Here is a 22,413-nt window from a genome sequence, read left to right as displayed (position 1 = left end):
TCTTTAATTTATAATAGAGTCGTAAATGGCCTGTTGAATCCTAGTTCTTAACCCGATTTAACTAAAAGTGTGTTAGAGGCAGTTGGGTAGGTCCTATTGGATAGGAATACGTACACTATTTCTTCTTCAGGATCGGCCCAAGTGTACGTACCGGTAAATCCACTATGACCAAAACTTTTTCCGGAAACACATCCGCACGTGGATCCACTATGTTCCAATTGGGGCTTGTCAAAACCGACACCCCTTCTTACATTTTTATCACAGAAATAGCAGGTATTAAATTTTTTTACAGTTCCGGAATCAAAAAACTTTGTACCACCATAATAACCGTTCTGTAGGTACATCTGCATGATTTTAGCTACATCGTTCGCATTGCTGAACAATCCCGCATGACCTCCTACTCCACCCTGCATAGCCGCTCCCATGTCGTGAACGTAACCTTGTACCGTTTGATACCGGTAATAATTATCTTCTTCCGTGGGAACTATTTTATTTTTTGGAAACTTCTCCAGGGGATTGTAGGTAGTGTAGTTTGCCCCTATTCTACTATACAGAAAATCGTTTGTTAAAATATTTAATCTTTCCCCATAGGTATCCTCTACATACTTCTTCATAACATAGTAGGGCACATCGCTATAACGATATCTGTTGGATTTTAAATCCTGTCTTCCGATTCTATTGTAAATGGAATCATTATAGGCGTCGGTCAGATATAAATTTTCTGCAACCTTTACTGAAAAACCATTAGTTGGTTGTGTTCTGTAAAATTCCTTCGAAGGCTTTCTATCCTCATCCAAAGTCCTGACGTAAAAAGGTATCCATGCTGGAAGTCTTCCATAATGCGATAAAGCCTTTAGTACCGTTACATTTTTTATTTCCGTATTGGAGTACTCGGAACCAATTCTTCAAAAGTATCGTTCAACTCAATTTTTCCTTCCTCTTCCATCTTCATAACCATAGGCAACGTCGCTAAAATCTTGGTAATAGAAGCCAAATCATATATATCGTCATCGGTTACCTCAGCATTGGAATCATATGTTGGTTTTCCAAAGCTTTTGTTGTAGACCACCTTACCATGTCCGGCAACCAACACTTGTGCACCAGGATACATCAGGCTGTCCAGTCCATCATGAACCAACCTATCTACTTCGGCAAGTCCTTTTGAACTAAGACCTACCCGTTCAGGAAGGCTATATCCTAAACGATTTAATGAGGTCAGTTCAATCCCTGTACCCGCACGAAACTCAAAACTACCACTCACAGGGAGTTTCCCTACAGCCGGTATAGCACCAAACAAAAGTTCTGCGGTCTTTTTTTGTGAAATCTCACTATTCTCGGTAGGATACCACCACGGCATCTATATTCTGAAAAGTCGAAATATCGGAAAGGGCATAAGGTTTCGCGAAAATCGTAAGAATTAAGTTCGATGTCCTTAAATTTGAAATCTCCTGAAGCCAAGCCAACTCCCTATCCGTAAATTTATAAGGCTTCCAAGGACTCTCATTGCTTTTATGATGCCCGATAATAACAAGATTATAATCCGATAACTGTTTTTTTAAGGATTCAATATTGTCATCATTTATCTGTGTTACCTCGGTGTATTTATTCAGTTCGCGAATAAAAGTATCGCTTGGGGCATCCCCAAATTTCACATAGGCAATCTTTTTATTTTCCAAATTCTTGATACCAATAAGGTCAAACCGATTTTTAATAACCGTGAGTGCATTCTCAATGGCCTCTTCATACAAAATATCATCCTCTAGGGTATTTAAATCTTCATACAGATTATCCAATTCAATTGGTCTATATTCATGAAGGCCCACTTTATACTTTGCCATCAAAATCTTCTTTACGGATTGGGCAAGTCTTGCTTCACTAATTCGACCCGTGTTGTAATTTTTGATTAATAAATTTTTAGCATTCTCTACATTTTGAGGCATTAAAAGGATATCATTGCCAGCATTAAAGGCTGCCAATTCAACTTGGCCTTCCGTCCCATATTTAGTAGCCCCTTGCATATTCAGGGCATCGGTAAAAACCGGACCTTTAAAACCTAGCTCATCTTTGAGAATTCCGGAAATAATCTGTTCAGATAAAGATGAGGGTAATCCCTCTTTTATCTCTAAAGAAGGAACCTCTAAGTGTGCGACCATTACACTACTTAAACCCTCATTTATTAGTTTTTTAAATGGATAAAGTTCTAAACTGTCCGAGACGATTCCTAGAAAATGGAATTATGGGCAAATCTTTATGAGAATCCACTTCGGTATCACCATGGCCAGGAAAGTGTTTTCCACTGGAAAGAACCCCAGCGCTTTCCATTCCTTTCATAAAAGCGATTCCTTTACTTGTAACGACCTCTCTGGTCTCACCAAAAGATCGATTTCCAATAATTGGGTTTTTGGGATTTGTATTGATATCGATATCCGGAGCAAAGTTGATATGTACACCAAGCCGTTTGGCATGATAGCCTACCCTTTGGCCAACTTTTTCTATGATTTTATCATCCTGAATGGCACCTAGGGTCATATTCCACGGAAAAGCATAGGTGGAGTCCAGTCTCATGGCCAAGCCCCATTCAGCATCCATACCAACTAATAAGGGTATCTTGGATAATGACTGATATTCATTACTAAGCTGGGCCTGGCGTACCGGCCCCCCTTTTGAAAATATAATCCCTCCAATTTTTTGTTCTTTAATAAGTCCTTTTATCCTATCCCTTTCCTGGTTCGATTGATTGGAGGTAACCGGAACCATAAACAATTGACCTATCTTTTCTTCTAAGGTCATTTGTTGGTACTGGGTGTCTACCCAATTTCCCTGTTCCGAGACTATCGGAACTAACCAATGGGTTTTGTCCAAAAAGAATAGATGATCCAATAAGAAAAAAGAAAAATCTAAGAAAAAGCCTCATGTGTTTTTGCTGTATGGAGATAACATAAAACCATGAAATTTATTGCATTTCATCGATAAAACCTAATAAAATTAATGGTTAGCCCATACTATGCCCTATACAAAGCGTGCGTGCCAACTTTCCGAGGCGGGTACCTCCCAATGATCTAGGTATTCACCTTTTGTAGCCACAAGATTATTGAAAACGATGGTATTTTTGGAAATGGCTTTTTGTTTTGCCATGGCCTTAAAATCGAGTAGGGTTTTATACGCTATGTACTCGCCCTGTTTAAATGAAACATTCATTTTATCCAGGAGTTCCACTTGGTACTTCTTTTCCAAATGCTGTATGAAATGAACTGAAGCATCAATAGAACAACCGGTAGCGGCCTGTCCGCTCTGGTTCAAGGCTATTACCAAAAACCTATTGTACTTAATTTCAAAACCCGCTTTTAAATCCTTTCCATGTGCCGTCCAGTTTTCCAAAAATTCGTTTAAATCGTTTTTTATTTCGATCAACTCCACTTCTGTAAAGCTTCGATTCGCCTGGTAAATCCAAACCCTTGAATCATCGGGCAATGTATTAAAATCTGCTAGCATAAATCCTTCCTGTTTTTTATTAGCGATGCTCCTTATAAGTCCTCTGCAGTGGCTATTAGCTCCGCAATATCCAAAACCTTAATACTGTCCTCCCTTTCCTTATTTTTTACACCATCGGTCATCATAGTATTGCAAAAAGGACATCCAGCAGCAATAATATCCGGAGTAGTCTCCAAGGCCTGCTCCGTGCGCTCAATGTTCACATCCTTGTCCCCTTTTTCAGGTTCCTTGAACATCCGGGCACCTCCTGCACCACAACACAATCCCCTTTGTTTGCAGTTTTTCATCTCTATCAACTCGGCATCCAGTTTCCTTATGAGTTCCCTAGGGGCTTCATAGACGCCATTGGCCCTACCCAAATAACAAGGATCGTGGAATGTAATTCTCTTCCCTTTAAAAGTTCCACCTTCCACGGTTATACGACCCTCCTTCAATAACTCCTTTAAAAATTGTGTATGATGGACTACTTCGTACGTACCTCCAAGACCAGGATATTCATTCTTAATGGTATTAAAACAATGTGGGCAGGTAGTGACTATCTTTTTTATCTCATAAGCATTTAGCACCTCTATATTGGTTACGGCCTGCATCTGAAACAAAAATTCGTTTCCCGCCCTTTTGGCCGGATCCCCTGTACAACTTTCCTCTGTCCCCAAAACTGCAAAGGATATATTGGCTTTGTTGAGAATCTTTACAAAGGCCTTTGTAATTTTTTTAGCCCTATCGTCAAAACTACCGGCACAGCCTACCCAAAAAAGTACTTCGGGGTTTTCACCGGCAGCATACATTTCCGCCATTGTAGGAACTTTTATTGTGTCAGCCATTTTGTTGTATTCTTTAAGATTCGGTACTCCAATTTAACCTATCCATTTGGTTGAATGGCCAAGGAGCCCCGTTGTTTTCAATATTGCCCATCATATTGTTTAAATCAGATGGTGCCGCGGACTGTTCCATGACCAAATATTGTCTCATATCCATAATAATGGATAAAGGGTCGATACTCACAGGGCAAGCCTCTACGCAGGCATTGCAAGAAGTACAGGCCCATAATTCTTCACTACTGATATAATCATCCAGTAATTGTTTACCATCGTCCTTGAATTCACCCTTATTGGTATCCAGGATTTTACCTACTTCTTCCAAGCGGTCCTGGTGTCCATCATAATCTTTCTAGGGGATAATTTTTTCCCAGTCTGATTTGCGGGACATTCGCTCGTACATCGTCCGCACTCGGTACAGGTATAGGCATTTAACAACTGTACCCAGCTTAAATCCATCACATCGGAAGCGCCAAATTTTGAAGGTTCATCTGCATCCACATCCTCTGCAGGAGCAGAGAAGGGGTCGGCTTCGGGATCCATCATTAACTTGACTTCTTTAGTAACGGCCTCGAGATTCCTAAACTTGCCTTTGGGTCCCAATTTTCCGTAATAGGTATTTGGGAAAGCCAACAGTATATGCAAATGTTTGGAATAATATAAATAGTTTAAAAAGAATAGAATTCCAACTATATGTAACCACCAGGCGGTCCTTTCCAAGAAAATCAAACTTGAAATATCCATTCCACTGAACCAATTGGAAATATACTGGCTTACTGGAAAACTACCCGCTTGTTCATAGTGTTCCGCACCGAGTTCCTGCAAGCTTAAATCGGCCGCGTTCATCGTTAGAAAAAGAATCATCAAAACAAACTCTATATAAAGTATTAGATTCCCATCCTTCTTGGGCCAACCACTCATTTCAGGTTTAAAGAAGCGTTTAAGTTTGATAATATTTCTTCGGGTCCAAAAAACTACCACAGAAACAATTACCAGTAGTGCCAATATCTCAAAAGAAGCTATTAGAAAATCATATATAGGGCCTAAACCTGCAAAAATTCTATGGATCCCAAAAATACCATCAATGATGATTTCCAATACCTCAATATTGATAATAATAAAACCTACATACACTATTACATGCAGAAATCCTGCAATAGGACGCACCACCATTTTCGATTGGCCTAAGGCTATACGAACCATGTTTCGCCACCTTTTTTGTGTATCATCACTTACATCGACATCCTTTCCCAATAGGATATTTCGCCTAAGTTTTGATACATTCTTTGCGAAAAAGCCGATCCCTAAAACTAGGATTGCTACAAAAAGGATATTGGATAAATACTGCATTAGGTATTATTCTATTTTGGCGGCTGGGTCATCTTCAGGAACTTCATATTCCTTTTGCTTTTTACCGAAAACCGAAACGTTCACATATCGTTTGGGATTTAGTCTAAAGTCTTGTAGCAACAAATCCAATTCCCTAGAGGCATCGGTTAAATTGGAATATAATTCTTTATCGTTCATCAATTTACCTAAAGTACCATCGCCCCGCTCAATTTTTGATATCACTTTATCCAAATTGGCCATAGTTGTTTCCAAACTGGACAACGTCTTACCCGCACCGGCATTGTTCAACGTATCAGAAAGTTTGGCGAAATTGGATGTTAGAATCTCAAAATTAGTAAGTGAACTATCCAATTTTTGCTCATTGTTGGCCAAAATATCATTCAAGACTTTAGCACTCCCATTCAAGCTCACCATAAGCTCGCTCAAACCATTGATAGCTTTCTGTAAATCTTTTTTTGTGTCGGTGTCAAGAACATTGTTCACATTGATCAAAACAGAATCCGCATCGGATACTGCCGATTCAAACTTTTTGAACAACGGAGTAAGCTTTTCCTGCGCAAGCTCGGTTAATCCCGGCCTAATTTCTGTACTAAGGGTATCGCCGGACTTTACGATCCCAGCCCCATCAAAAACCGGGGTAATCTGCAAACCTTTTCCTCCGATAATACCTGTATCATATAATTCAACGGTACTATTCTTGGAAAATTCAAAATCACTACTTACCGTAAAGGTAACTACCAAATTTCCTTGTGAATCCTTAAATTTTATGTCGTTGACCTTACCTACACCAAATCCGTTTATGGAAACAACAGTACCGGCTTGTAGCCCCCCCACATCAGAATAAACTGCATATAAAGTTTTACTATTGTCAAAAAGGGGTGTGGATTTTAAATAGCTAAATCCTAATACGAACAAAAGGATTCCACCAATTACAATAATTCCTGTCTTAATTTCCCTGGATAGTTTCAAGCAATGAATTTTACGTTTATAACAAAATTAGGAATAAATAATATACCAAATGCCTTTATTGGGAATCCTCCTCTACCTCCTTGGGAATCGAGATTCTTTCACCTTTTCTATATGCAACGATATATGCTGAGGAATAACCAGTCCTAGCGGCCTTGGATTGCAACATTTTTGCCTCCCTATAAGATTGGGTGAACCCGTACATATATCTAAACAAGTTATTGTAAGGTTCTTTTGTAATTTGGGGCAGACCTTTAAAATTTTCGGCCACCAACTCTAAATCCTTACTACTTGCCATCAGCTGTACTTTATAGACAATGGTATTTTCATCCTGTTTTCCCTCCACTTCGGGTGCTTTTTGACCACGATATTGTTACTCTCCTTCTTTTCGACCAACTCCTTTGCTTTTTCCTGCTCCTTGATAGTTGAGGATTCTTCTGCCGGAACCTTCACTGATACTACCTCTTTATCGGCATCCTTTACTGTTTTTTCAGGTTCTTTGGATGGTGTACTCTGAACTATTTGACCAACTCCCTGTGCATCTTTTTTATATTTTAATATGGCATCGGCAATGGCCGTACCCATTTCCGATTGTCCCTTTTGAGAATTTAAATAGGCCCCTTCATCCTTATTTGTCAAAAATCCTGTTTCTACCAAAACACTTGGCATAAATGTTTGATGCAAAACAATAAAGCCAGCCTGTTTTACCTTTCTATCAGTCCTCTTTAATCTTCCGGACATATTGTCCTGTATATTTTTGGCCAATGCTATACTTTGATCCAAAAATTCTTCTTGCATAATGGTCAAACCAATAACCGATTCTCGAGAATTAATGTCATAATCGGCATATCGGGTTTCGTAATTATCCTCTAAATAGATTACAGAGTTTTCCTTCTTTGCAATTTCGAAGTTTTGTTTATTGGCATGTAGTCCAAGAACAAAAGTACCGGCTCCATGAGCATCCGAGTTATGTGAATCACAATGTACCGAGACGAAAAGATCGGCATTGGCCTTATTGGCAATTTCTCCTCTCACGAAAAGATCTATGAAGGTATCGTCCTTTCTCGTATATATGACCTTTATGTCTTTATTGGTGGACAAAATCTCACCTACCTTTAGGACAATATTTAGTGCTATATTCTTTTCCAAGTAACCATTTCCCAAGTTACCGGGGTCATGCCCCCCATGACCCGCATCCAACACCACCACAAATGGGTCATCTCGGAGACTTTTTGCCTTCCTCCGCGATGATATATGTCAACGGCAGGAAAAACAATAAAATAAAGAAGGCAACGATAGATTTAATTTTCATATTCTTATAGGTTTCCATATCTCTTTATATGGTTAAATTTATGGTAACACCCTGTAAAGAGAATAAAAAATATATGTAAGTTTGGCATCTGAATCTAGTGGCTTATAGATTGCCAAACCTTTACAAAAATAGGATATATAGCCTTGCAATCAAATAAACAGAACGTACTTTTCCTATTCCTACTTTTTGTTGGTGTATTTTCGGTAACAGCACAAGAGGGCAAGGTGGTTCCCCTTGAGATTAAGGCACAAAGGGATACTATCATGGCTCCACTTCTTCCTAAACCCATAGCAAACGATAGTGTATTGAGAGATTCCCTTCAAAGGGATTCCTTGAATAAAAAACCTCCTCTGTTACTGGATAACATTACATATAAGGCCAAAGATTTTGTTAAATTAAGTCAACGGGAGAACAAAATTTATCTGTACAACGAAGCTGAAATCTATTATCAGGATACGGAGTTAAAAGCGGGCATAATCATTATGGATTATGTGAAGAACGAAGTGTATGCGGGCAGAATTAAGGACTCCGTAGGCAATTACACCCAGCTACCCTACTTTAAGCAAGGTTCCAATGTAGTTATTCCTGATTCCATCCGATTTAATTTCGATTCCCAAAAAGCCATTATTTGGAATTCTAGAACAGAACAGCAAGCGGCGGCCGGTCAATTGGGTAGTGACGCTATGAAGGTGTATGCAGAAATCACTAAAAAAGAAAACGATTCAGTATATTTTCTCAGCGAGGCCAAAATTACGACTGCCCAGGATACCATCAATCCCGATTATTATATAAGGGTAAGAAAGGCCAAATTTGTTCCCAAGAAAAAAGTGATCGCAGGGTTTAGCAACCTCTATATTGCCGATGTACCCACGCCCATTGCAATGCCGTTCGCATATTTTCCCTTATCCGTGGGGAGCGCTCCTGGAGTCCTAATGCCTACTTTTGGGAACGACCCGGATCGAGGTTATTTTTTACAGGACTTTGGCTATTATGCCCCATTAGGCGACTATGCTAATGTGGAATTTTCGGGTGATTTCTATACCAATGGAAGTTGGGGATTTAGAACTGCATCCATTTACACCAAGAGATATAAATATAGGGGAAATATCAACTTTAGATATGAGAATCTAGTTAACAGTCAAAAGGGTTTCAGTGATTATAGTTTGACCAAAAACTGGAACTTACAATTCTCACATTCGCAGGATCAAAAGGCAAGTCCTAATTCCAGGTTTTCGGCTTCGGTGAATTTGGGGAGTAGTGAATATTATAGAAACTCCCTTCAGCAGCGTAATTTACCCAATACCCAAAACAACACGTTGTCATCATCCATATCATACTCCAAAACGTTCCCGGCATATCCCTCGGTGAACATGAGTATTACGGCAACACATTCGCAATTAACCTCACCAACGGCAACGGAAACCAACCGGGACAATATCACCATGACCCTTCCTACACTACAGGCTAGTATGGAGCGTATATTTCCCTTTGCAAAGAGGGACGGAATAAAAAAGGGAGCTATACAGAACATAAACTTTCAATATGATGTGAATGCCCAAAACCGACTCACTACCAATGATGAAGACTTTTTAACCGGACGTATGTTCGACAATTCAAGAATTGGTGCCGGACACCGGATTCCAATAAGCACAAACTTCAAAATAGCAAAGTACTTCAGTGTAACCATGGGAGGTAACTATGAAGATGTTTGGACGATGGAGACCTATCAAAGGAGTTACGATGCTGAAACTGAAAGTGTGGTGGTTGATAGTATTGGTGGATTTGACAGATACGGACAATATAATTTAAACGCGAGTATAGGAACCACCCTTTACGGGACTTTTAATTTTGGTGAGGACAAGAAATTCCAAGCAATGAGGCATGTGATGAGACCAACACTTAGTTACGGTTATGCTCCCTCATTTGAACAATACTATGATGAATATATAGAAGAAGGTATAAATGCTGAAGGCCGGGTGGTTCAATACAGTCGTTTTGACGGAACCTTGAACGGTGCTCCAAGACTGGGCCGTTCCAATAGTCTCAGTTTTTCACTTGCAAATACTTTGGAGGCCAAAGTCCGAGACAAAGATTCTACCAAAACGGAACCAAAAAAGATTCCAATTTTAAGCAACTTAAATATTTCAACGGCATACAACTTGGAATCAGACTCGCTAAGGTTAAGTCCGTTAAGCTTGAACGGGGGTACTACGATTTTGAACAAAAAAATGTCCATAAACTTTTCAGCTGGTCTCGACCCCTATGCCATTGACAATAACGGAAGACGGATAGATACCTGGAACATTGATAATGGAGGTAGTCTATTTAGATTGACCGGAGCCAATGCAAATATTTCCTATTCCATTGATAGCGAAATGTTTGGAAAGAAAAAGAAGGAGGAAGAAGGTCTTGAGGAAGAAGACCCCTTTGATTATGTTGCCCAAAGTGGTGGTAGGACAGATGATCTTTTCGGCCAAGCGGACAGTTTTAGAGACAATCCAGTGAAAGCCAAGGAAAAAGGGGATAATGTGGAAAACCCGGTTTATGGAACCAAAATCCCTTGGGATTTTAGGCTGGCGTACTCTGCCAGCTACTTGAACAGCGCCGGACAAAATGAGTTCAGCGCCCATTCCTTGATGTTTTCAGGGAACATAGAATTATCACCACGCTGGAAAGTGGGTGGATTCTCCGGTTATGATTTTAAAAACAAAGGTTTTACCTTGACACAGTTACGGTTTCAAAGAGATTTAAAAAGTTTCTCCATGCGTTTTAACTGGACTCCTTTTGGGCAATATAGACGGTGGTACTTTTTCATCGGAATCGATGCATCCATATTGAGCGATTTAAAATGGGAAAATAGAAGTCAGCCTTTTAGAAACTAAAAAAATAAGCTTTATGAAAAAAATAATAAACACTTCGAAGGCCCCAGCACCAATTGGCCCTTACAATCAAGCGGTATTCATTGGAAGTACCCTGTATATTTCCGGCCAAATTCCTATGAATCCGGAAACAGGTGAATTGGTTTTGGGAAATATCAAAAAGGAGACAAAGCAGTCCATGGAAAATTTAAAGGCCATTCTGCTTGAAGCTGGAATGACCTTTGAAAATGTAGTTAAATCCTCTATTTTTTTGAGCGATATGAATCAATTCGCTCATGTAAATGAAGTGTATGGTTCCTATTTTGATTCAGACACAGCACCTGCTAGGGAAACTGTTGAAGTGGCCAATCTACCAAAATTTGTGAATGTGGAAATCTCTATGATAGCCGTCCAGTTTTAAGCTACATATTTTCACGGTGGAAGACGACCAACCCTTCAATCGGCTTTTGTCTAATCACCCCTACTATTAAATCGTTTCGTTTTAATACTGTGGTTAGTTCATCCCGCAGATAATAGGCTATACTTCCAACAAAATTGATTGGAACCTTTGTTGCTAAATCGAACTGCATGATGTAATTGTTGATAAATTGCTGAAAGCCTTTATCAATAACACCTCTTGAATACGGATGCTCTTTGTTTTCTATTAAAAATCCGGCAAATGTTGCTAGATAGGTATTTGGATTTGGCTGCTTGTATAAATTGTCTTTTATCACATCTGCCTCCAAATTATATTGGCTGGCAAACTTTTCGGCTAAATCCTTGGGTATTTTGTTGAAGTAATAATCCCTTATCAATTTACGGCCAAAGAAGTTTCCACTACCATCATCCATTGGAATGTAACCTAAGGACGTTACTTTCTGATGCAGTTTTTCTCCATCATAATAACTACAATTGGAACCTGTGCCCAAAATACACACGATTCCCTGTTGCCCAACCTTGGTGGTGGCAAATATAGCTGCGTAGGTATCTTCCTTTACATCGGCCACGGCATTGGGAAAAAAGTCCTTGAATATATCCTTTAGGAAATTCTTCATCCGATCTGTACCACACCCAGCTCCGTAAAAAAACAAATGGGTTACATCCTCCCTGTTCTTGGAAAGCTCAAAGTTATTCGCCAACCTGTCCTCGATAACATCCTTTGTCAACACTTCAGGACTCAAACCTAAGGTCCGGGTCAAAAAGAGCTGATCGCCATTATCATCCAATGCGATCCAATCAGATTTGGTCGCCCCACTATCAACAATTAAAATCATGCCTTGATATTTAAAAAATAATCCTGAAAATAAGGAAAAAATACCTTATTCACAGGATTATCCTATGAAATCTAATTGCCTATTATAGGCTATTTACGTGTTGCATCAAGTCTACCATTTTGTTGGAGAACCCAGATTCGTTGTCATACCATGAAACCAACTTGAAGAATTTGGAATTTAATTCTATTCCTGCATCAGCATCAAACACACTGGTATTTGTCTCACCAATAAAGTCTTGGGAAACAACGGCCTCTTCTGTGTAGCCCAAAACTCCATTTAATTCCCCTTCAGAAGCATCTTTAAAAGCCTTTTTGATTTCTTCATAAGAAGTTTCCTTTTCTAATCTTACTGTTAAATCCACTACGGAAACATCCGCTGTAGGAACCCTAAAAGCCATACCGGTAAGTTTACCCTTTAACTCAGGAATTACCTTGGTCACTGCTACGGCAGCTCCAGTGGAAGCAGGAATGATATTCAACATCGCGCTTCTACCACCTCTCCAATCTTTTCTCGGAAGGACCATCAACCGTCATTTGTGTAGCCGTTGTAGCGTGGACAGTGGTCATCAATGCCTCTTCAATTCCAAAAGCATCATTTAAAACCTTTGCCATTGGCGCAAGACAGTTAGTGGTACATGATGCGTTTGAAACAATTGTATCAGAAGCTTTTACCTCTTTGTGGTTAACACCCATAACGAACATTGGAGCATCTTTCGAAGGAGCTGAAATTACAACCTTTTTTGCACCACCGTCTATATGATATTGAGCCGTTTCCAGGGTAGTAAAAATACCGGTACACTCGGCAACAATAGTGGCACCAACCTCATCCCACTTACAGTTTTTTGGGTCTCTTTCCGCTGTAATTCTAACGGTCTTTCCATTTACAATTAAGTTCCCGTCCTTTACATCTACAGTACCATCAAATCGTCCATGTACGGAATCATATTTTAATAAATATGCCAAGTGCTCAACATCCAATAAATCATTAATAGCGACAACATCTACATCGCCTCTTTTTACGGTAGTTCTGAACACCAATCTACCAATTCTACCAAAACCGTTAATTCCTATTTTTAAATTTGACATTTTCTATTGTTTTTATCGATTATAATTTAAGTTGTCATTATTTCAGAGACACGGATAAGTTCCTTGTCTATTTTAGTATGTCCCTTGATTGCCTTATTTATTGGGGTAAGGGTTATTTTATTGTCTTGTACTCCGACCATAAGATTGGTCTTTCCCTCCAATAAGGATTCCACTGCCTTTACACCCATCCTACTGGCCAATACACGATCGTAACAAGATGGCGCACCGCCTCGTTGCATGTGCCCCAATACGGAAACCCTTACATCATAAATAGGTAAATGCGTTTCAACGTATTCTTTAAGCTCAAAAACATTCTTCCCTGTTTTGTCTCCTTCCGCCACTATAACGATACTCGAGGATTTTCCGGACTCCTTGCTTCTTTTCAAAGATTCCAACAAACGATCCAAACCAAGATTTTCCTCGGGAATCAAAATCTCCTCGGCACCTGCTCCAACACCCGCATTTAAAGCTATATGTCCCACATCACGGCCCATAACTTCCACAAAGAATAGTCGGTTATGAGAACTGGCGGTATCCCTAATCTTATCTATACAGTCAACCACGGTATTTAATGCGGTATCGTAACCAAGGGTAAAGCTCGTTCCAAATATATCGTTATCGATAGTACCTGGTATCCCCATAATAGGGAAGTTAAATTCTTTATTGAAAACCATGGCCCCGGTAAAACTACCATCACCACCGATAACAACAAAAGCATCGATACCTGCAGCAACTAATTGGTCATAGGCCTGTTTCCTACCTTCCGGAGTCCTAAATTCAGTACATCTCGGCGGATTTTAGAATTGTTCCGCCTTTGTTGATAATATTATTAACACTTCGGCATCCATAGGTTTAAAATCACCTTCTATCATACCTTGATAGCCCCTATAGATTCCAACACATTCAACCTTCATGTACGCACACGTCCTAACTACCGAACGTATGGCTGCATTCATTCCAGGAGAATCGCCTCCGAAGTAAGCACTGCTATTTTTTTTATGTTTGAAGACATTCGAAAAATTAAGCCAACGAAATTAGTAAAACTTCTTTCAATTACGAAATGTGTTACCAATCCATTTCAACATAAATGCTTAAAAATAGTAATGATGTTACATTTTAACCAAAATATGACATAAACCTATGTTTGCTTAACAATAGATCGCAATATCAAATTGAAAAAGTGATCTAGAAAGATTTTGGCTTTGCATAAAAGTTTAACAAACTATCCCTTCCCATAACTGAAATAGGCGGTTCCTGCTGTTGAATCACCTTAATGTCCGTAGAATCTTGTTTTTCGTCTTTCTTAAGGATTTTCCTGAATAGTTCCCTAAAACTATCGAAATCAACCTCATAGGACAAACCCGCTCCTTGGGTAGACCCTTGTTGATCGGGAAGAAATGCCTGAATCTCACTCTGTCTACTAAAAAATTTAGCGCTTAAACTACCTTCTTCGTTCAATAAAACCTGAATTTCAAAGTCCCCAGCCACAAGGGTTTCACTAGCGCCACCTACTGGCACTCCAACCTTTCCATTGAACAACACCCTATCGGAAATTTGAGTAGAGACCGTTACGCCTATCCTATCGTCCGTTTCTAATTCGGTACTTTGATAGCCTTGTTCATAGGACAGACCAAAATTCAACTTATCATTTCCTCCACCAAGAATTGAGTTTAAGATACCTGAGGCACTCTGGACCAAGTTACCCGTAATGGCTTGCTGATTGATACCACTTTGATCATTAACAAAGTTTCCTTGGGCCAAAAGGAATATGGCATTTTTCTCAGCAACCGTGGGATCCTGTAAAGCATACTCTAGTTCTGACTTTACAATGGAGTTGGTACTGGGGAAATTGATCCCAAATTCAATATCGGGGTTTTGTAACTCCCCTGTTAAACGAATAATTACATCTGTAGGAATTCTTCCGGTATATCCTTGGTTTTCCAATAAGGGTGCAGGGTTTGCCGTAAGTGAATAAACCGCCTCCATATTCAATTGTGCCTCCAAGGGTTTTTGATCCCAGTTTATTTGCCCCCCAGGCTCCACTGTAAAAGTCTTATCAATAATACCACCGAATTTATACCTGAACTGCCCGGTAACCACAACGAAATCACCATACATTTCAAATTTACCGTTCGTATTTATTTGAATCAAAAGGATTCCTTCCCCAGTACCTTTGAGGGAACTTCCCGTTCTAGTGTCAGTGACAATTTCCACTTCGGCCTCAGGTGTAACGTCCAAATTGAATTCCAATTCCAAACCTTGGTAATCCTTCAACTGTCGTTGCCCGTCGATAGATTTTATATTATCCTTCTCCAAAAAGTTGATAAATGAATAATCCCCAACACTCGCCACATCGCTCAAGGGTATTTTTAATGAAGTTCCCCTGGCCGTTTCCCCATCCACAGTAATATTCAATGCTGTGGTAGATCCATAAATTCTTCCAGTACCATTAAGATATCCCGTACCGTAATACAAGTCACCTTCCTTAAATTCGGTATTTAATATCAAGAATCGATTATTATTGGTGTTCACATTAAAATTAAGCACCCAATTATCGAAATAACTATGTGTAATGGTACCGTCCAGATTTGCGCGAGTCCCCATAGCAACATCCGAAAGGGCAATGTTTTCAAAATCAAATGTTTGATTTTCCAAACGCACCCGTGATGCTGGAGCAAAGCTGTAGTCTACATTTAAATATGGAATGGCAATTCCAGCATTATCCAAGGTGACCAACCCATTGAAATTAGGATTGTCCACAGGGCCTGTAATATTGACACGACCTTCTAAATCACCCCTTATATGGTCTATAACCCCCTCCCCTAATGGGTTGAAAGGTTCTAAAGGAAACTTACTGAAGTTCGCGACCAAATTAGCCGTGGGCATTTCTTCCTTGTTTTCGATTTTACCCACGACACCAAATTTCTCTATGCCATTTTCGGATAATTGCGAATTGACCTGAAACTCCGTTAAATCCCTATTTCCGACAATACTAATGGCCAAATCTCCCATTGCCATATCATTGATTGCAAATTCATCGATATTTAAATTTGAAGATGGTAGATAGATACCATCTTTTTGTAGAATATTGAGATTTCCATTGACTTCACCTTGCAACTTTAGACTGTCGATTACCGGTGTAATTTTGTTCAGGGATACAATTTTAAATTGAAGCTGAAGGTCCTTGTACGTCGAGTCCGCAAGTTGTCCACGTAAGCGAATTTGCTCCTGCTCATCGTTGTTCATTACAATTTCCTCAATGGAAATACTGTCTAAAGCTCTATTTAAGATTACTTTGTTTTTGGTATTCCCATCTTTGTTCAAAATCCATTTATTGCCTTTAAAACTTACATCAGACGTCTTAAGACCGATGACTGATTTATTTTCAGCATTAAAAGTGTGATAAAAGTTAAGGTTGTAACTATCATTATATTCACTACCTCCTTTAAATTCTGACCTAAAGAACAAAGTGTCCTTTAACGTTGTGTTTATCAGATTAAAATCCTTTACGTTATAATAGGGGGTCTTTAAGTCTCCCACCGAAACATAGGTATTGAACAAAGGGTTTTTATTATCAATATTTACGACGATACTATCGGCTTCATTACCAAAAGCAACTATACTGGGAGATTCAAAATTAAGTTTAAAATCACCTTCGTCAGATACAATTTTACCTCGGATAAAAGTGTTGGGGTCAAACCGGACTTCGGAAAGAAAACATCGACAATTTTATTGTAAATCTTAAAATTAAAAGTGAGGTTTTGTCCACTTGAAATTTTAAAAGGACGATAATTTGTATAAATGCTACCAATTGAATTCTGAACCAACTTACCCAACTCCCTCACCCTAAAATTACCTTTCATAAATCCGGTAATGATATCTCGGAGAATTAATATCTACAACTCTAATAGAGTCACTTTCAAAAGTGGAGGTAATGGTAAAATCCTCAAAGTAATAGGTGTCGTTTTTATTTTGAAAATTCGTCTTGGTAAAATTTACATCTCCAACGATGTTATCCAAGGTATTACCCCTTATGTTCATGCTAACATCACCTTTGAATATGGAAACACTATCATTGATAAAATTCAACTTCCTTAAGTCGGCATAATCAACGGATGCCTTAAAGTTGAAATTATTGCTTTCCTCGCCAAAATCTGCAAGACCCTTAAAATTGAACTTTAAATTTTCATCATTACTCGTCAGGGAACCATCAAACAGCTGTTCTTTCAAAATACCGGAAACCTTGATATCCTGATAGTTATAGTTATTGAATTCTATAGAGTAAATCTGACCGATTACCTCTGTATTCAGCTTTTCGGTTACAAACCCCTGACCCTCCACATTAAAGTCAAGATTGGTCTTTCCCAGGCTTTTACTATTTACAAAATTCCCAAGGTCAAAATCAATTAGAGAAATGAAACCCGTATATGTAGCATTATCAATATTGTTGAAATTGGACAGTACAATATCCGAATAGCTATCGCCAACCGCAGTGTTGAGGTTTACCTTGGCATCTATGGAGGAATCGGTTACAAGGGCCTCTCCCCTAATAGTGAATTGTCCTAATTTACTAAAGGTGGACGGTAATGAATTCCCAATGAAATTTGGCAAAAGTGCATTTAACTGGTAATAACTACTGGTCACATTACGCATGTTGGCATCCAGTATAAAGGATTTTTGTTTGTTAAAAAGATGCTTAAAATTAAAATCCCCCCTTATACCAGTGTTGTCGGAAACCAAAAACAAATTATTAATATTGAGATCGTTCAAAACTCCACTTAAATTGGTAGTAAGGGTTGCTGTTTTACCCTGGCCGAACTCGTTATAAATTAGATTGATTTCATCAAATGAAACTGTAGATTCCTGAAAATCTGCCACCAAGTTTACCTTGTTCAAAAAATCCTGAAAATCCTCTCGATTGTAGTTGAAAACGATATTTCCATCAAGCTCGGAAAGTGGCGTTTTTATTTGAAGGGAATCAAAACGCATTTGTTCCTTTGTGTATTTAAAGTCGGTTTTCAAATTTTCAACTTGTATGCCCCTTTTACTAAAAAAGGACATTTTATCAATATCTGCAGTCACTTCCGGACCTAAGATTTGAAAATCGTTTGCCTGTATTTTTAGATTTTTAAAGTGTAGGGCCTCTTCATTTTCCAAATTCTCGTCAATATATTGAAACCTACTATTTTCTATATCCACAAAAGAAGATGAGAAAAAGAAAGGTGGAGTTCCAGGTGCCCTGGGCTTGCCATCGTCCAACTTATCAACAAAAACGTTGATATTCGTTTCCTGCTCGCCGTAATAGGTTTTCAGTTTAAAATGAAGTTCGTCAATTTCAATATCCCCAAACTCCAACCGCCCCTTGGCCAAATTACCTATGCTAACGATAGAAGTTTTTAATTCATTGATATAAAAAAGCGTGTCCTGCTTGTAGTCCTCCACAAAAACGCCCTTTAATGAAGTGTCCCAAGATATGAGGGAGACCCTTAACCTTTCTACATTGATATGTGTCCCGAATTCCTCATTTATTGAGTCTGTGGCATACTTGGCCAAGGTAGTCTGAACAATGGGCAAAGAGAGTACAATAGTCCCTAAAACACAGGTCAATAAAAGAACCAAAAGTGTTCTAACCAGTATTTTTCTAAGTTTTTTGATAGGGCTATTATGTTTTACCTTTGTATTTCAATTTTTATTCCAAACCTGTTGGAAAACGAAACTATTTATATTCACGCCATTGAATCCTCCTGCGACGATACTTCCGTGGCAGTCTTAAAAAACGACACTATACTCAGCAATGTGGTCGCTTCCCAAAAAATTCACGAGGAATACGGCGGGGTCGTGCCGAGCTTGCCTCGCGTGCACATCAACAAAATATCGTCCCTGTTACGAACCAAGCTTTAGCTAGAGCAAATATCGATAAAAAACAATTATCCGCCATAGCTTTTACAAGAGGACCTGGTCTACTTGGTTCCCTGTTGGTGGGCACTTCATTTGCCAAGTCGTTGTCACTTGCCTTGGAGATTCCCCTGATTGAAGTAAATCACATGCAGGCCCATATTTTGGCACATTTTATAAGGGCCGAAAACATGAAAACCCCGTAATTTCCCTTTATTGCCCTGACCATTAGCGGAGGACATACTCAAATCGTTAAGGTGAAAGATTATTTTGACATGGAAATCTTGGGACAAACCCTGGACGATGCCGTAGGCGAGGCGTTTGATAAGAGCGCTAAAATCCTTGGCCTCCCCTATCCCGGAGGGCCGTTAATAGACAAATATGCGGCATCCGGAAATCCGCTAGCATTCGAATTCCCAAAACCCAAAGTAAAGGATTTGAATTTTAGTTTTAGCGGACTTAAAACGAGCATCCTTTATTTTATACAGAAGCAAACCTCCAAAAATCCAAATTTCATAGATGAAAATTTGGAGGACATTTGTGCATCCATACAATATACCATTGTCAATATTTTAATGGTAAAACTTAAAAAGGCCGTTAAAAAAACAGGCATAAAAAACATTGCTATTGGTGGAGGAGTCTCTGCAAACTCCAGTATAAGAAAAGCACTAAATGATGCCGAAGAGGATCTAGGTTGGAATACCTATATCCCTAATTTTGAATTTTGCACGGACAATGCTGGGATGATCGGAATTGTAGGTTATTATAAATACAAATCCGGTCTGTTTGCGACCAAGATACTTCTGCCAAAGCTCGATACAACTTAACTTCTTAAACATGCAACTATTCTATAATCCCAACTTGGATGAGACCTCTTCCCATTTTTCATTTGATACGGAAGAAAGCAAACATATGGTGCGTGTTCTAAGAAAGAAAGTGAATGACGAGGTGTTGATTAGTAACGGAAAAGGTCTTATGCTAAGTGCCAAAATTACCGATAGTAATCCAAAAAAATGCGCTGTAGAAATTACAGGGGTAAAAAAGGTTCACCCAAAAAATTACTGGTTACATATGATTGTAGCTCCCACTAAACTGAATGACAGGTTCGAGTGGTTTTTGGAGAAGGCAACGGAGATAGGAGTCAATGAAATAACACCTGTTGTTTGCGAACATTCGGAACGTAAAACAATAAAATTGAATCGCTATAATAAGGTTTTACTATCCGCCATGAAACAGTCTATGCAGGCCTATTTACCTAAATTGAACGACTTAACCAATTTCAATGAAATTATTGAGGCACCAAGGGAAGGCGGGTTGTTTATCGCACACTGCGATGATTCCGAGAGATTTGAACTTAAAAGACGCGTTATTCCGAGATAAACCCATTACCATTTTGATCAGTCCTGAAGGAGACTTTTCAATTCGTGAAATCAAATTAGCTAAAGAGAAAGGTTATCTTCCTGTTTCCATGGGGAGAAATCGACTAAGGACAGAAACTGCAGCCATAGTAGCTTGTACCACCGTGGCCATTATCAATAATGGCTAAATATAATTCGGCCTATTTTTCATAGCTAGTTATTGCTTATTTTTGGATGACAAGTTTATAACAATGAAAAAGTTATTAGTCATCCTACTGGTTTTTGTGGTTACTATTGCATCTACTAGTGCCCAGGAAATAGCCATTTTAAAGTATCAGGGAGGGGGAGATTGGTATGCAAACCCAACGGCACTCCCCAACTTAATCAATTTTTGCAATTCTAATATTGGAACGAAACTCACCACAAAACCGGAAACTGTGGAAGTAGGAAGCAATTCTATTTTCCAGTACCCTTTTCTACATATGACCGGTCATGGAAATGTGGTGTTTTCCTCTGAAGAAAAAGAAAATCTAAGGAACTATCTTTTATCTCGGAGGCTTTCTGCACATTGACGACAATTATGGCATGAAAGAATATGTAATGGGACAAATAGAGGAATTGTTCCCCAATAACAATTTGGAGGAAATTGGTATAGACCATCCCATTTTTTCACAGGAGTACAAATTTCCTCAAGGTCTACCCAAAATTCATGAGCATGATGGCAATAGACCACAGGCATTCGGGATATTTGAAAACAATCGACTAATTTTACTTTTAACCCTTGAGTCGGACCTAGGTGATGGTTGGGAAGATTCCGCCGTACATAATGATTCGGAAGAAATAAGGACTAATGCGCTACAAATGGGCGCTAACATCATATCTTATGTATTTAAAAATTAGCAATGACCTCTAAGACCATAGCCAACGGAATTTTAAGGGCACTCGGAATAATAGCTGGAATTATTCTCATATTATATTTCTTTTACTTGATTCGGTCTGTATTGGCGTATTTGGCTGTAGCCGCGGTGATTGCGTTGATTGGCCGGCCCATCGTACTTTTTTTAAGGAGGAAGTTGAACTTTCCTAACACCTTGGCAGTCATTCTAACAATGATTTTAATGGTAGGTATTTTAGCAGGTATTTTTGCCCTTTTTATACCATTGATTACAGAGCAGAGTAAAAATCTTTCCTTGCTCAATATTGATGAACTACAGGAAAGCATAAATACACTTTACCATAAAACCACCCAATATTTTGGTCTTTCCTCACATGTAGTAGAAGACGTAATACAGGATACAGAAATTGAAAAAAACATCATCCAAGGTTTGGATATAGGATTTGTGCCCGATTTCCTGAATTCCTTGTTGAGTATTTTGAGTTCGGCAAGCATTGGCCTATTTTCAGTACTTTTCATTTCCTTCTTCTTTTTAAAGGATAGCAAGCTCTTTCAAAATGGTCTGCTAATATTTGTTCCGCAGACAAAGGAAAAAGGTACGATCAACTCGATAGATAAAATCAACAACTTACTTTCAAGGTACTTTGTTGGCCTCTTACTTCAGATTTTTATCCTATTTATTATCTACACCATAGTGCTTTTAATAGTAGGGATTGAAAATGCTATTGTCATTGCCTTCTTGTGCGCCTTGTTCAACATTATACCTTATATAGGTCCCTTGATTGGCGGGGCCCTTATGATAACCCTAACCATGACCAGTAATCTAGGAGCGGATTTTAGCGAAGTAATTCTTCCAAAAACGGGTTACGTGCTTATTGGTTTGGCCATCGGCCAATTGGTGGATAATTTTTTCTCACAACCTTTTATTTTTTCCAATAGTGTAAAATCACATCCACTGGAAATATTTTTGGTAATTATAATTGCGGGGCTCTTGTTTGGGGTCGTGGGTATGATAGTAGCCGTTCCTGGTTATACTGCTATTAAAGTTATTCTAAAAGAATTTTTGGCCGAAAATAAAATAGTAAAATCCCTTACGGAAAACCTTTAACA

At 38.9% G+C, this 22,413-nt stretch carries 12 protein-coding genes and 7 pseudogenes; 7 read left to right on the top strand and 12 right to left on the bottom strand.

Going from position 1 to position 22,413, the window contains the following annotated elements:
* Positions 1–3: 3 nt before the first annotated feature.
* The 7 genes and pseudogenes from NYZ99_RS22810 to NYZ99_RS07020 form a co-directional block, all read right to left on the bottom strand.
* A pseudogene (locus NYZ99_RS22810) lies at positions 4–2,914 on the bottom strand (glycoside hydrolase family 3 N-terminal domain-containing protein).
* A gap of 95 nt (positions 2,915–3,009) precedes the next feature.
* The gene (locus tag NYZ99_RS07045; protein WP_260574585.1) at positions 3,010–3,492 is read right to left on the bottom strand and encodes an ABC transporter ATPase; all 483 of its coding nucleotides are present in this window, start codon (positions 3,490–3,492) and stop codon (positions 3,010–3,012) included.
* A gap of 32 nt (positions 3,493–3,524) precedes the next feature.
* Positions 3,525–4,316, bottom strand: a complete 792-nt coding sequence (locus NYZ99_RS07040) for a (Fe-S)-binding protein (RefSeq protein WP_260574584.1) — start codon at positions 4,314–4,316, stop codon at positions 3,525–3,527.
* 13 nt (positions 4,317–4,329) lie between these two features.
* Positions 4,330–5,660 (bottom strand): annotated as a pseudogene (locus tag NYZ99_RS07035) (4Fe-4S dicluster domain-containing protein).
* A 6-nt stretch (positions 5,661–5,666) separates the two neighbouring features.
* Positions 5,667–6,629 (bottom strand): MlaD family protein, encoded by a 963-nt coding sequence (locus NYZ99_RS07030; RefSeq protein ID WP_260574583.1) that lies wholly within the window; start codon positions 6,627–6,629, stop codon positions 5,667–5,669.
* A 55-nt stretch (positions 6,630–6,684) separates the two neighbouring features.
* Positions 6,685–6,972, bottom strand: a complete 288-nt coding sequence (locus tag NYZ99_RS07025) for a hypothetical protein (protein ID WP_260574582.1) — start codon at positions 6,970–6,972, stop codon at positions 6,685–6,687.
* 200 nt (positions 6,973–7,172) lie between these two features.
* Positions 7,173–7,844 (bottom strand): annotated as a pseudogene (locus NYZ99_RS07020) (N-acetylmuramoyl-L-alanine amidase family protein); the annotation flags it as partial.
* A 237-nt stretch (positions 7,845–8,081) separates the two neighbouring features.
* Here NYZ99_RS07020 and NYZ99_RS07015 point away from each other — a divergent pair.
* Together NYZ99_RS07015 and NYZ99_RS07010 are read left to right on the top strand one after the other, a co-directional pair.
* Positions 8,082–10,820, top strand: coding sequence for a putative LPS assembly protein LptD (locus NYZ99_RS07015; RefSeq protein WP_260574581.1), 2,739 nt, complete (start codon positions 8,082–8,084; stop codon positions 10,818–10,820).
* A 13-nt stretch (positions 10,821–10,833) separates the two neighbouring features.
* Positions 10,834–11,217 (top strand): RidA family protein, encoded by a 384-nt coding sequence (locus NYZ99_RS07010; RefSeq protein ID WP_260574580.1) that lies wholly within the window; start codon positions 10,834–10,836, stop codon positions 11,215–11,217.
* 1 nt (position 11,218) lies between these two features.
* Here NYZ99_RS07010 and NYZ99_RS07005 read toward each other — a convergent pair whose 3' ends face one another.
* The 5 genes and pseudogenes from NYZ99_RS07005 to NYZ99_RS21535 all read right to left on the bottom strand — a co-directional run bounded on the left by NYZ99_RS07005 (position 11,219) and on the right by NYZ99_RS21535 (position 18,774).
* Positions 11,219–12,070: an N-acetylglucosamine kinase gene (locus tag NYZ99_RS07005; RefSeq protein WP_260574579.1), complete on the bottom strand. Its 852-nt coding sequence runs from the start codon at positions 12,068–12,070 to the stop codon at positions 11,219–11,221.
* 82 nt (positions 12,071–12,152) lie between these two features.
* Positions 12,153–13,155: pseudogene (gap, locus tag NYZ99_RS07000) on the bottom strand (type I glyceraldehyde-3-phosphate dehydrogenase).
* A 26-nt stretch (positions 13,156–13,181) separates the two neighbouring features.
* A pseudogene (locus NYZ99_RS06995) lies at positions 13,182–14,111 on the bottom strand (ATP-dependent 6-phosphofructokinase).
* A gap of 229 nt (positions 14,112–14,340) precedes the next feature.
* Complete coding sequence (locus NYZ99_RS21540) at positions 14,341–16,716, bottom strand: translocation/assembly module TamB domain-containing protein (protein WP_338039372.1); 2,376 nt, start codon at positions 16,714–16,716, stop codon at positions 14,341–14,343.
* 291 nt (positions 16,717–17,007) lie between these two features.
* Positions 17,008–18,774: an AsmA family protein gene (locus NYZ99_RS21535; protein WP_338039371.1), complete on the bottom strand. Its 1,767-nt coding sequence runs from the start codon at positions 18,772–18,774 to the stop codon at positions 17,008–17,010.
* 84 nt (positions 18,775–18,858) lie between these two features.
* Between NYZ99_RS21535 and tsaD the strand changes: the two are divergent.
* The 5 genes and pseudogenes from tsaD (at position 18,859) to NYZ99_RS06970 (ending at position 22,411) form a co-directional block, all read left to right on the top strand.
* Positions 18,859–19,885: pseudogene (tsaD, locus tag NYZ99_RS06985) on the top strand (tRNA (adenosine(37)-N6)-threonylcarbamoyltransferase complex transferase subunit TsaD).
* Positions 19,886–19,887: 2 nt separating this feature from the next.
* Positions 19,888–20,430: an RsmE family RNA methyltransferase gene (locus NYZ99_RS06980; protein ID WP_338039370.1), complete on the top strand. Its 543-nt coding sequence runs from the start codon at positions 19,888–19,890 to the stop codon at positions 20,428–20,430.
* Positions 20,399–20,596 carry an RsmE family RNA methyltransferase gene (locus tag NYZ99_RS21530; protein ID WP_338039369.1) on the top strand — a complete coding sequence of 66 codons (198 nt, stop codon included), beginning with the start codon at positions 20,399–20,401 and terminating at the stop codon, positions 20,594–20,596. The genes NYZ99_RS06980 and NYZ99_RS21530 overlap by 32 nt, the downstream gene beginning before the upstream one ends.
* Before the next feature lie 63 nt (positions 20,597–20,659).
* Positions 20,660–21,308, top strand: a pseudogene (locus tag NYZ99_RS06975) (DUF4159 domain-containing protein).
* 2 nt (positions 21,309–21,310) lie between these two features.
* A complete protein-coding gene (locus NYZ99_RS06970; RefSeq protein WP_260574578.1) occupies positions 21,311–22,411 on the top strand; it encodes an AI-2E family transporter in 1,101 nt (366 codons plus the stop codon).
* The last annotated feature ends 2 nt before the right edge of the window (positions 22,412–22,413 follow it).

Origin of the sequence: Maribacter litopenaei (assembly GCF_025244665.1) — a bacterium.
GTDB classification, from domain to species: Bacteria; Bacteroidota; Bacteroidia; order Flavobacteriales; family Flavobacteriaceae; genus Maribacter; species Maribacter litopenaei.
Note: the sequence above shows the minus strand (reverse complement) of the source record. Positions and strands in the feature narration are given on the sequence as shown.